Source organism: Geobacillus sp. GHH01 (assembly GCF_000336445.1).
GTDB classification, from domain to species: Bacteria; Bacillota; Bacilli; order Bacillales; family Anoxybacillaceae; genus Geobacillus; species Geobacillus zalihae.
On the sequence record NC_020210.1, the window covers coordinates 237,852 to 249,426 of the forward strand.

General features: G+C 54.3%; 4 protein-coding genes, 11 tRNA genes and 3 rRNA genes. 17 read left to right on the plus strand and 1 reads right to left on the minus strand.

All coding sequences use genetic code 11. The features are described 5' to 3' along the window. The first annotated feature begins 2 nt into the window (after nucleotides 1–2). Together ndoA and GHH_RS01275 are read left to right on the plus strand one after the other, a co-directional pair. Nucleotides 3–353 carry a type II toxin-antitoxin system endoribonuclease NdoA gene (gene ndoA, locus GHH_RS01270; protein WP_003253417.1) on the plus strand — a complete coding sequence of 117 codons (351 nt, stop codon included), beginning with the start codon at nucleotides 3–5 and terminating at the stop codon, nucleotides 351–353. A 331-nt stretch (nucleotides 354–684) separates the two neighbouring features. Further along, nucleotides 685–2,850 carry a Tex family protein gene (locus tag GHH_RS01275; RefSeq protein WP_015373792.1) on the plus strand — a complete coding sequence of 722 codons (2,166 nt, stop codon included), beginning with the start codon at nucleotides 685–687 and terminating at the stop codon, nucleotides 2,848–2,850. Between the two features lie 18 nt (nucleotides 2,851–2,868). Here GHH_RS01275 and cmpA read toward each other — a convergent pair whose 3' ends face one another. Then, the gene (gene cmpA / locus GHH_RS18695; protein WP_013144046.1) at nucleotides 2,869–2,982 is read right to left on the minus strand and encodes a cortex morphogenetic protein CmpA; all 114 of its coding nucleotides are present in this window, start codon (nucleotides 2,980–2,982) and stop codon (nucleotides 2,869–2,871) included. A gap of 89 nt (nucleotides 2,983–3,071) precedes the next feature. Here cmpA and GHH_RS01280 point away from each other — a divergent pair, with 89 nt between their 5' ends. The 15 genes from GHH_RS01280 (at nucleotide 3,072) to rrf (ending at nucleotide 11,348) form a co-directional block, all read left to right on the plus strand. Next, the gene (locus GHH_RS01280) at nucleotides 3,072–3,521 is read left to right on the plus strand and encodes a SprT family protein (RefSeq protein ID WP_013144047.1); all 450 of its coding nucleotides are present in this window, start codon (nucleotides 3,072–3,074) and stop codon (nucleotides 3,519–3,521) included. A 636-nt stretch (nucleotides 3,522–4,157) separates the two neighbouring features. After that, nucleotides 4,158–4,232, plus strand: a tRNA-Asn gene (locus tag GHH_RS01285). 7 nt (nucleotides 4,233–4,239) lie between these two features. Then, nucleotides 4,240–4,332: transfer RNA gene (locus GHH_RS01290), tRNA-Ser, on the plus strand. Between the two features lie 19 nt (nucleotides 4,333–4,351). Next, nucleotides 4,352–4,423 (plus strand) — tRNA-Glu (locus GHH_RS01295). 32 nt (nucleotides 4,424–4,455) lie between these two features. Beyond that, a tRNA-Asp gene (locus GHH_RS01300) sits at nucleotides 4,456–4,531 on the plus strand. A 14-nt stretch (nucleotides 4,532–4,545) separates the two neighbouring features. After that, nucleotides 4,546–4,620, plus strand: a tRNA-Gln gene (locus GHH_RS01305). Nucleotides 4,621–5,158: 538 nt separating this feature from the next. Further along, nucleotides 5,159–5,234, plus strand: a tRNA-Lys gene (locus GHH_RS01310). A 5-nt stretch (nucleotides 5,235–5,239) separates the two neighbouring features. Next, nucleotides 5,240–5,321, plus strand: a tRNA-Leu gene (locus GHH_RS01315). Nucleotides 5,322–5,336: 15 nt separating this feature from the next. Continuing rightward, a tRNA-Leu gene (locus GHH_RS01320) sits at nucleotides 5,337–5,419 on the plus strand. 76 nt (nucleotides 5,420–5,495) lie between these two features. Further along, nucleotides 5,496–5,572: transfer RNA gene (locus GHH_RS01325), tRNA-Arg, on the plus strand. A gap of 4 nt (nucleotides 5,573–5,576) precedes the next feature. Further along, nucleotides 5,577–5,650 (plus strand) — tRNA-Pro (locus GHH_RS01330). 21 nt (nucleotides 5,651–5,671) lie between these two features. Continuing rightward, nucleotides 5,672–5,745: transfer RNA gene (locus GHH_RS01335), tRNA-Gly, on the plus strand. Nucleotides 5,746–5,846: 101 nt separating this feature from the next. Next, nucleotides 5,847–7,405: ribosomal RNA gene (locus tag GHH_RS01340) — 16S ribosomal RNA — on the plus strand. Between the two features lie 664 nt (nucleotides 7,406–8,069). After that, nucleotides 8,070–10,999: ribosomal RNA gene (locus GHH_RS01350) — 23S ribosomal RNA — on the plus strand. A gap of 232 nt (nucleotides 11,000–11,231) precedes the next feature. After that, a 5S ribosomal RNA gene (gene rrf, locus GHH_RS01355) occupies nucleotides 11,232–11,348 on the plus strand. The 16S, 23S and 5S rRNA genes sit together here with 6 tRNA genes alongside, the layout of an rRNA operon. Nucleotides 11,349–11,575 lie beyond the last annotated feature (227 nt).

Genomic DNA, 11,575 nt, shown 5'->3' on the forward strand with positions numbered 1-11,575 from the left:
CTTTGATTGTCAAACGTGGCGACGTGTATTTTGCGGACCTTTCCCCGGTTGTTGGCTCGGAGCAGGGCGGCGTGCGCCCCGTGTTGGTGATCCAAAACGATATCGGCAATCGTTTTAGCCCGACGGTGATTGTCGCGGCGATTACGGCGCAAATCCAAAAAGCGAAGCTGCCGACGCATGTCGAGATTGACGCGAAACGCTACGGGTTTGAACGCGATTCGGTCATTTTGCTTGAGCAAATTCGCACGATCGACAAGCAACGGCTGACCGATAAAATCACTCATTTGGACGATGAAATGATGGATAAAGTCGATGAGGCGCTGCAAATTAGCTTAGGACTGATCGACTTTTGATAGAGCGAAAAACCTTTGCTTTTGGCATAACAGCGAACAGGAGAAACGGCGTTTTCGGTTGCCAACGGGCGGCCGAGCGGATGGGGAAAGCGGCGTTGACGTGCGGCATCGGTCTTGATTATCGAGTGTTCACGTTGGTGAGACGGGCAGATCGGTCTTCCCGGAACGGTCTGTCCTTCCATTTTCATCTATGTATACTGTTTCACAAAGCAGCTGCGTACAGGTAGCGCTTTTTTTATTATCCTAAACCGATTCATCCCCCACTTCCACCTCGAAGCGTTAGCGTAGGTGGGAGAGCGTTCAAGTCCCATATCATTAAGGAGGGAATCGCTTGGCTAACGAACAGCGGCTCATTGAAGTCATTGCCGCCGAGCAGCAGCTGGCAGCAAAGCAAGTCGAAAACGTCATTGCGCTCCATCGAGAAGGAAACACGATCCCGTTTATCGCCCGCTACCGGAAAGAAATGACTGGGGCGCTCGATGAAGTGCAAATTCGTGAAGTGCTTGAGAGATGGGAGTATTTGCAGCATTTAGAGCAACGGAAAGAGGAAGTGCTCCGCCTCATTGACGAGCAAGGGAAGTTGACGGAAGAGTTAAAGCGCGACATTCTTGAGGCCACGAAGTTGCAACAAGTCGAAGATTTATACCGCCCGTATCGGCAAAAGCGGCGCACGAAAGCAACCATCGCAAAAGAGAGAGGGCTTGAACCTCTTGCCGAATGGCTCCTTTCGTGTCCACCGGCCCCAACTCCGGAACAACAGGCCGAAATGTTCGTCAACGAAGATAAAGGAGTCGCAACCGTTGAAGAGGCGCTTCAAGGTGCGAAAGACATCATCGCCGAGAAAGTGGCAGATGACGCTGCTCTTCGTCAATGGGTGCGCGACGAGACGCGGCGGAAAGGAACGATTGCTTCGGTTGCCAAAGCGCCGGAAAAGGACGAAAAGAGTGTGTACGAAATGTACTACGACTACGAGGAGCCCCTGGCTAAAATCGTTCCGCACCGCGTGTTGGCGTTAAACCGTGGTGAAAAGGAAGAGGTGCTGCGCGTCTCGATCAAGGCGCCTGTTGAGGACATCATTCGCTATTTGCGGCGAAAAACAGTCGCTGATGAATCGTCCCCGGCCGCTCCCATCGTGGCAGAAGCGATCGAGGACGGATACAAGCGGCTGATGGAGCCTGCCATTGAACGCGACATCCGCAACGAGTTGACGGAGAAAGCGGAGGAGCGGGCCATCCATATTTTCGCTGAAAACTTGCGCAAACTGCTTCTCCAGCCGCCGCTCAAAGGAAAAACGGTGCTCGGCATCGACCCAGCCTATCGGACTGGGTGCAAGCTCGCCGTTGTCGACGAAACGGGGAAACTGCTTCGCATTGATGTGATCTATCCGCATCCGCCGCAAGAGCGAAAAGAAGAGGCGCGCGCGAAACTTCTTCGCCTGCTTGATGACTATCACGTTGATATGATCGCGATTGGCAACGGAACAGCATCTCGGGAAACCGAACAGTTTGTCGCCGACACGCTGAAGCATGTGCAACGCGATATCTTTTATTTGATTGTCAATGAAGCAGGAGCGAGCGTCTACTCTGCTTCCGACCTTGCACGCGCTGAGTTTCCCGACCTGCAAGTCGAAGAGCGGAGCGCCGTCTCGATCGCCCGCCGCGTCCAAGACCCGCTCGCCGAGCTTGTCAAAATCGATCCAAAATCGGTCGGCGTCGGCCAATACCAGCACGATGTGTCGCAAAAAAAGCTTGCCGAGTCGCTTCGTTTCGTCGTCGAGACGGTCGTCAATCAAGTCGGTGTCAACGTCAACACTGCCTCCGTCTCCCTGCTTCAGTACGTGTCCGGGCTCACGAAAACCGTTGCAGAAAACATCGTCAAGCGTCGCGAAGAGCAAGGGAAATTCCGCAACCGCGAAGAGTTGAAAACGATTCCTCGGCTCGGAGCGAAAACGTACGAGCAGTGCATCGGTTTTTTGCGCATCGTTGATGGCGACGAACCGCTTGACCGCACGCCGATTCACCCCGAGCGGTACGCGGAAGTGAAGCAACTGTTGCGTAAGTTAGGATTTACGACCGCCGCCATTGGCAGTGATGAACTGCGCCAGGCGCTGCAAGCCATCGAGGTCGAGACGGTGGCTGCCGAGCTCGGCATCGGAGAACTGACGTTGCGCGACATCATTGACGCGTTGTGCCGCCCAGAGCGCGACCCGCGCGACGAGCTGCCCAAGCCGCTATTACGCAAAGATGTGTTGAAGATGGAAGATTTGAAGCCAGGCATGGAGCTGGAAGGAACCGTGCGCAACGTCGTTGACTTCGGCGCCTTTGTCGACATTGGGGTCAAACAGGACGGGCTCGTGCACATTTCCAAACTAAGCAAACAATACGTGCGCCATCCGCTCGATGTCGTTTCGGTCGGCGACGTCGTCAAAGTATGGGTCGAGCATGTCGATGTGGCGAAGGGAAGAATATCGCTGTCGATGGTGCCGCCGAAAGAGTGAAATGGAGAAAGCACTGCCTTAGGAGCAGTGTTTTCTCCGATAAAAAAACCAGCATTGGTTCAACAGTTTAATTTGCTCACGGTTTTTCTCATAGTAGGCTCGTCTCATCTGATTTTTCAGCCATGTAGGCAAAATCAGTCACCTCCCTGACAGTGGAAAGGTAATATATGTGTATGTAATGGTGAATTGTCCTGTGCCAAAAGATGAAGGAGAGACCCGCCATGGACCAAAAGCAGCTGCAAGCCCTTGTCGAACAAATTTCCATTCGCGTGTTCGGCAAGCCGTTCCGCCATACCGCTTTCTTCAACCCTCGTTTGCGCACCACCGGCGGACGCTACATGTTGCAAACGCACAACATTGAGCTCAATAAAAAACATTACGAGCAGTTCGGCGAGGAAGAATTGATCGCCATCATCAAACACGAGCTTTGCCATTACCACTTGCACCTTGAGGGAAAAGGCTACCGCCACCGCGACCGCGACTTCCGCGAACTGCTGCAAAAAGTGGGGGCGCCTCGCTATTGTCGTCCGCTTGCTCGAAATACAAAAGCGCCGAAAACGATCTACACATACATTTGCACGTCATGCGGCCTCACCTACCGCCGCAAAAGACGGATCAACATAGACCGTTATGTTTGCGGCCGCTGCCGAAGCAAGCTCAAACGATCCTAGGCTTCCATGACAGAAAAATTTGGTTGCCATCGGAAGGATGAAAATATCTCTATGTCGAATATTACAGTTTTACACATTTTGAAGCTCAGGTATTTTCAGAGTAGATGCAATTTGAAACTTTAACATTTGCAGCTTTTCCATAGCCTCGGCATTTGATCGACTGTCGGGCGACTGAACAATGCTGCTTTCAGACCCATGCATGGGTCTGTGAAGCGGGTGGTTGTTCGTTCTTCCGTCACGCCTTGGTGTTCGTCAGTCGAGAAAATAGACAAGCTGCCTTTTCGTCAGGAATTGTTAAACTATAATGTCCAGTCAATGCCAATAATCAAACAAAACATTTTGCGAAAAAAGGTTGACAATCAGGATGATCGTGTGCTAAATTATAAAAGCCGTCGCTAAACGGCGGAAAACAGCAGAGGAAGTTGCGGGAAAACGTATTGACAAACGACAAGTTGCTCAATATAATAAACAATGTCGATTGTCAAACATCATTCCGCAATAGCTCAGCGACGAGCCTCACATCTTCGAATTGGCTGCGAGTTGCCTCGACGCATCTCGCTTTCTTGAATTAGCTGGCAGAGGAAGAGGCAACGAGCACATCGTAAAGATATGCATGACATATAATTTTTTCATCATTCCGCAATAGCTCAGCGGTAGAGCAACCGGCTGTTAACCGGTAGGTCGTAGGTTCGAATCCTACTTGCGGAGCCATTTCTTTGGAGAAGTACCCAAGTGGCTGAAGGGGACGGTTTGCTAAACCGTTAGGTCGTGGCTTTACGGCGCGCGGGTTCAAATCCCGCCTTCTCCGCCACTCCAATACGTATATGCGTGGCCCGTTGGTCAAGTGGTTAAGACACCGCCCTTTCACGGCGGTAACACGGGTTCGAATCCCGTACGGGTCACTGAATAGCGCGGGGTGATCCCCGCGATTTGTGGTCCCGTAGTGTAGTGGTTAACATGCCTGCCTGTCACGCAGGAGATCGCGGGTTCGAGTCCCGTCGGGACCGCCATTGCACTAAATCGCTGGGCCATAGCCAAGCGGTAAGGCAACGGACTTTGACTCCGTGATGCGCTGGTTCGAATCCAGCTGGCCCAGCCATTTTTATGTGTTAAATACATGAGCCATTAGCTCAGTAACGAGCGCTGCATCTTCGAGTTCGCTGCGAGTTGTCCCGACGCATCCGACATCTTCGAATATGCTAGCAGAGGAAGGGACATCGTTCACTGTGAGTGTATACTTGACTATGAGCCATTAGCTCAGTAACGAGCGCTGCATCTTCGAGTTCGCTGCGAGTTGTCCCGACGCATCCGACATCTTCGAATATGCTAGCAGAGGAAGGGACATCGTTCACTGTGAGTGTATACTTGACTATGAGCCATTAGCTCAGTAACGAGCGCTGCATCTTCGAGTTCGCTGCGAGTTGTCCCGACGCATCCGACATCTTCGAATATGCTAGCAGAGGAAGGGACATCGTTCACTGTGAGTGTATACTTGACTATGAGCCATTAGCTCAGTAACGAGCGCTGCATCTTCGAGTTTGCTTCGAGTTGCCTCGACGCACCTAGCTTCTTTGAATAGGCTGGCAGAGGAAGAGGCAGGTAGAGCTAGGTAGTACCTGGAGTGTATACCCAACCATGAGCCATTAGCTCAGTAGGTAGAGCATCTGACTTTTAATCAGAGGGTCGGAGGTTCGAGTCCTCCATGGCTCACCATATTAGCGGGTGTGGCGGAATTGGCAGACGCACCAGACTTAGGATCTGGCGCCTCACGGCGTGGGGGTTCAAGTCCCTCCACCCGCACTGATTAGTCAATATGCGGTCGTGGCGGAATGGCAGACGCGCTAGGTTGAGGGCCTAGTGGGGGCGACCCCGTGGAGGTTCAAGTCCTCTCGACCGCATTTTTTAGATAAACTATTGACAGCAACACAGCGAGTTGCTAAAATATAATCCGTCTCTTTGGTGCAATAATCTATTGCGCTCGTAGCTCAATTGGATAGAGCATCTGACTACGGATCAGAAGGTTAGGGGTTCGAATCCTCTCGAGCGCGCCATCATCGGGAAGTAGCTCAGCTTGGTAGAGCACATGGTTTGGGACCATGGGGTCGCAGGTTCAAATCCTGTCTTCCCGATTTTGTTAAACTAAATATTATGCGGGTGTAGTTTAGTGGTAAAACCTCAGCCTTCCAAGCTGATGTCGTGGGTTCGATTCCCATCACCCGCTCCATGAAGAGTCCATAGGATTATTTCGTTCCTTGAAAACTGAACGAAACGAAGCGCGACGAAAAGCGGAGGTCCGCATGGGCCGAAGCAAAAGCCAATCAACTTTCTTTGGAGAGTTTGATCCTGGCTCAGGACGAACGCTGGCGGCGTGCCTAATACATGCAAGTCGAGCGGACCGAACGAGGGCTTGCTCTTGTTTGGTCAGCGGCGGACGGGTGAGTAACACGTGGGCAACCTGCCCGCAAGACCGGGATAACTCCGGGAAACCGGAGCTAATACCGGATAACACCGAAGACCGCATGGTCTTCGGTTGAAAGGCGGCCTTTGGGCTGTCACTTGCGGATGGGCCCGCGGCGCATTAGCTAGTTGGTGAGGTAACGGCTCACCAAGGCGACGATGCGTAGCCGGCCTGAGAGGGTGACCGGCCACACTGGGACTGAGACACGGCCCAGACTCCTACGGGAGGCAGCAGTAGGGAATCTTCCGCAATGGGCGAAAGCCTGACGGAGCGACGCCGCGTGAGCGAAGAAGGCCTTCGGGTCGTAAAGCTCTGTTGTGAGGGACGAAGGAGCGCCGTTCGAAGAGGGCGGCGCGGTGACGGTACCTCACGAGAAAGCCCCGGCTAACTACGTGCCAGCAGCCGCGGTAATACGTAGGGGGCGAGCGTTGTCCGGAATTATTGGGCGTAAAGCGCGCGCAGGCGGTCTCTTAAGTCTGATGTGAAAGCCCACGGCTCAACCGTGGAGGGTCATTGGAAACTGGGGGACTTGAGTGCAGGAGAGGAGAGCGGAATTCCACGTGTAGCGGTGAAATGCGTAGAGATGTGGAGGAACACCAGTGGCGAAGGCGGCTCTCTGGCCTGCAACTGACGCTGAGGCGCGAAAGCGTGGGGAGCAAACAGGATTAGATACCCTGGTAGTCCACGCCGTAAACGATGAGTGCTAAGTGTTAGAGGGGTCACACCCTTTAGTGCTGCAGCTAACGCGATAAGCACTCCGCCTGGGGAGTACGGCCGCAAGGCTGAAACTCAAAGGAATTGACGGGGGCCCGCACAAGCGGTGGAGCATGTGGTTTAATTCGAAGCAACGCGAAGAACCTTACCAGGTCTTGACATCCCCTGACAACCCAAGAGATTGGGCGTTCCCCCTTCGGGGGGACAGGGTGACAGGTGGTGCATGGTTGTCGTCAGCTCGTGTCGTGAGATGTTGGGTTAAGTCCCGCAACGAGCGCAACCCTCGCCTCTAGTTGCCAGCATTCGGTTGGGCACTCTAGAGGGACTGCCGGCGACAAGTCGGAGGAAGGTGGGGATGACGTCAAATCATCATGCCCCTTATGACCTGGGCTACACACGTGCTACAATGGGCGGTACAAAGGGCTGCGAACCCGCGAGGGGGAGCGAATCCCAAAAAGCCGCTCTCAGTTCGGATTGCAGGCTGCAACTCGCCTGCATGAAGCCGGAATCGCTAGTAATCGCGGATCAGCATGCCGCGGTGAATACGTTCCCGGGCCTTGTACACACCGCCCGTCACACCACGAGAGCTTGCAACACCCGAAGTCGGTGAGGCAACCCGCAAGGGAGCCAGCCGCCGAAGGTGGGGCAAGTGATTGGGGTGAAGTCGTAACAAGGTAGCCGTACCGGAAGGTGCGGCTGGATCACCTCCTTTCTAAGGAGAAAAGCGGAGGTCGCAATGGCCAACCTACCAATCCATCGCGCTTCTGTTTCGTTCAGTTTTGAAGGAATGAGAAATTCCTTCAGTTGCTTTGCGTCTGCGTCTACAAGTGAATTCAGAGAAGCTGGATTCCTCGACGCAAAGCTGCAAGGAAGCTGTTTCAATGTAGTTGCTTTGCGTCTGTGCCTGCGTCTGCTAGCAGGTTCAGGGAAGCAAGATTCCTCGGCACAAGACTGCAGAGAAGTGAATTCAAGAAGCAGTCTCGTTTGCGTCTGCGTCTACAAGCGGGTTCGGAGAAGCCGAATTCCTCGACGCAAACCAGCGAAGAAGCGAATTCAAAGGAGCTACTTTGCGCCTTCGTCTTCCAGCAGGTTCAAGGAAGATGGATTCCTCGGCGCAAAGCTGCAAAGAAGCGAATTCAAAGGAGCTACTTTGCATCTGCGTCTTCTAGCAGATTCGAGGAAGTGGGATTCCTCGATGCAAGACTGCAGAGAAGCAAATTCAAGAAGCAGTCTCGTTTGCGTCTGCGTCTACAAGCGGATTCGGAGAAGCCGAATTCCTCGACGCAAACCAGCGAAGAAGCAGGTTCAAGGCAGCAACTTCGTTCCTTGAAAACTAGATAACCGGAAACGCAAAGGAAGAAGCCGAGAGCGCTGTAGGTTAAGCTAGAAAGGGCGCACGGTGGATGCCTTGGCACTAGGAGCCGATGAAGGACGGGGCAAACGCCGAAACGCTTCGGGGAGCTGTAAGCAAGCGTTGATCCGGAGATGTCCGAATGGGGGAACCCACTGTCCGTAATGGGGCAGTATCCATGCCTGAATCCATAGGGCATGGAGGGCACACCCGGGGAACTGAAACATCTTAGTACCCGGAGGAGAAGAAAGCAACCGCGATTCCCTGAGTAGCGGCGAGCGAAACGGGAACAGCCCAAACCAAGAGGCATGTCCTCTTGGGGTTGTAGGACCGCTCACGATGGGAGTGAGAAAGGGACGGGGTAGACGAACCGGTCTGGAACGGCCGGCCAGAGAAGGTGAGAGCCCTGTAGTCGAAACTTCGTTCCCTCCCGAGCGGATCCTGAGTACGGCGGGACACGAGGAATCCCGTCGGAAGCAGGGAGGACCATCTCCCAAGGCTAAATACTCCCTAGTGACCGATAGTGCACCAGTACCGTGAGGGAAAGGTGAAAAGCACCCCGGGAGGGGAGTGAAAGAGAACCTGAAACCGTGTGCCTACAAGTAGTCAGAGCCCGTTGATGGGTGATGGCGTGCCTTTTGTAGAATGAACCGGCGAGTGACGATGGCGTGCGAGGTTAAGCCGGAGAGGCGGAGCCGCAGCGAAAGCGAGTCTGAACAGGGCGTGTGAGTACGTCGTCGTCGACCCGAAACCAGGTGATCTACCCATGTCCAGGGTGAAGGCCGGGTAACACCGGCTGGAGGCCCGAACCCACGCACGTTGAAAAGTGCGGGGATGAGGTGTGGGTAGGGGTGAAATGCCAATCGAACTTGGAGATAGCTGGTTCTCCCCGAAATAGCTTTAGGGCTAGCCTCGGGTTTAGGAGTCTTGGAGGTAGAGCACTGATTGGGCTAGGGGCCCAAAACGGGTTACCGAACCCAGTCAAACTCCGAATGCCAATGACTTATGCCCGGGAGTCAGACTGCGAGTGATAAGATCCGTGGTCGAGAGGGGAACAGCCCAGACCGCCAGCTAAGGCCCCGAAGTGCACGTTCAGTGGAAAAGGATGTGGAGTTGCAAAGACAACCAGGATGTTGGCTTAGAAGCAGCCACCATTTAAAGAGTGCGTAATAGCTCACTGGTCGAGTGACTCTGCGCCGAAAATGTACCGGGGCTAAACGTGCCGCCGAAGCTGCGGGATGACCGTTGGTCATCGGTAGGGGAGCGTTCTAAGGGCAGAGAAGCCAGACCGGAAGGACTGGTGGAGCGCTTAGAAGTGAGAATGCCGGTATGAGTAGCGAAAACAGAGGTGAGAATCCTCTGCGCCGAAAGCCTAAGGGTTCCTGAGGAAGGTTCGTCCGCTCAGGGTTAGTCGGGACCTAAGCCGAGGCCGAAAGGCGTAGGTGATGGACAACAGGTTGAGATTCCTGTACCACCTTCTTCCCGTTTGAGCGATGGGGGGACGCAGGAGGATAGGGCGAGCAGGCGGCTGGAAGAGCCTGTCCAAGCCGTGAGGCTGATCCGCAGGCAAATCCGCGGATCATAAGGCCAAGCGGTGACGGCGACGGAGTGATCCGGAAGTCCCCGATTTCACACTGCCAAGAAAAGCCTCTAGCGAGGGAAGAGGTGCCCGTACCGCAAACCGACACAGGTAGGCGAGGAGAGAATCCTAAGGCGCGCGGGAGAACTCTCGTTAAGGAACTCGGCAAAATGACCCCGTAACTTCGGGAGAAGGGGTGCTCTTTGGGGTGAAGAGCCCTGAAGAGCCGCAGTGAAAAGGCCCAAGCGACTGTTTATCAAAAACACAGGTCTCTGCGAAGCCGAAAGGCGACGTATAGGGGCTGACACCTGCCCGGTGCTGGAAGGTTAAGGGGAGCGCTTAGCGGAAGCGAAGGTGCGAACCGAAGCCCCAGTAAACGGCGGCCGTAACTATAACGGTCCTAAGGTAGCGAAATTCCTTGTCGGGTAAGTTCCGACCCGCACGAAAGGTGTAACGACTTGGGCGCTGTCTCAACGAGAGACCCGGTGAAATTATACTACCTGTGAAGATGCAGGTTACCCGCGACAGGACGGAAAGACCCCGTGGAGCTTTACTGCAGCCTGATATGGAATTTTGGTATCGCTTGTACAGGATAGGTGGGAGCCTGGGAAGCCGGAGCGCCAGCTTCGGTGGAGGCGGCGGTGGGATACCACCCTGGCGGTATTGAAATTCTAACCCGCACCCCTTAGCGGGGTGGGAGACAGTGTCAGGTGGGCAGTTTGACTGGGGCGGTCGCCTCCCAAAAGGTAACGGAGGCGCCCAAAGGTTCCCTCAGAATGGTTGGAAATCATTCGGAGAGTGCAAAGGCACAAGGGAGCTTGACTGCGAGACGGACAGGTCGAGCAGGGACGAAAGTCGGGCTTAGTGATCCGGTGGTTCCGCATGGAAGGGCCATCGCTCAACGGATAAAAGCTACCCCGGGGATAACAGGCTGATCTCCCCCAAGAGTCCACATCGACGGGGAGGTTTGGCACCTCGATGTCGGCTCATCGCATCCTGGGGCTGTAGTCGGTCCCAAGGGTTGGGCTGTTCGCCCATTAAAGCGGTACGCGAGCTGGGTTCAGAACGTCGTGAGACAGTTCGGTCCCTATCCGTCGCGGGCGGAGGAAATTTGAGAGGAGCTGTCCTTAGTACGAGAGGACCGGGATGGACGCACCGCTGGTGTACCAGTTGTCCCGCCAGGGGCACCGCTGGGTAGCTATGTGCGGACGGGATAAGCGCTGAAAGCATCTAAGCGTGAAGCCCCCCTCAAGATGAGATTTCCCACCGCGCAAAGCGGGTAAGATCCCTCGAAGATGACGAGGTCGATAGGTCCGAGGTGGAAGCGTGGCGACACGTGGAGCTGACGGATACTAATCGATCGAGGGCTTAACCAAGAAAAGCGCAGGCGAGCGGGTCGCCGCGACGGGCAAATGTTCTTCGCCTGCAGGGATGTTCACATCCCGAAGGCGAAGGTTATTTGACCCCGAGCGGCGGCGAGCCGGAGCTGGACAATGCGAAAAGCGCAGGCGAGCGGCTTCTTCCTGAGCACGGTTATCTAGTTTTGAGGGAATGAAAAAGTCTTGACAACAGGTCAACTTTCCTTATAATAAGACTTGTCCATTGTTGCCTAGTGGCTATGGCGGAGGGGAAACACCCGTTCCCATCCCGAACACGGAAGTTAAGCCCTCCAGCGCCGATGGTAGTTGGGGCCAGCGCCCCTGCAAGAGTAGGTCGCTGCTAGGCAGCTTCATTCACCAGGGAGTTTCGACACGCCTCATTCCCTTTTTCTTTTTAGGGGCGATTGCGCAACAGGGCGATCTGTCAGCGAGCCAAAAGGCTGCGCGGGATCGTCCTTTTTGTTTTTCCTTTTCTCCTATGCCTATTTTTCGTTTTGGAAGTGGCGGCAAGATGTTCGGATATGATACAATTTCAAAAGCAAGAGTGAAGATGATAAAAGGGGATAAGGTAGA

Excerpts from the sequence above, each read along its gene's own strand:
- GHH_RS01280 (WP_013144047.1), top strand. The coding sequence starts at position 3,072 with ATGGACCAAAAGCAGCTGCAAGCCCTTGTCGAACAAATTTCCATTCGC.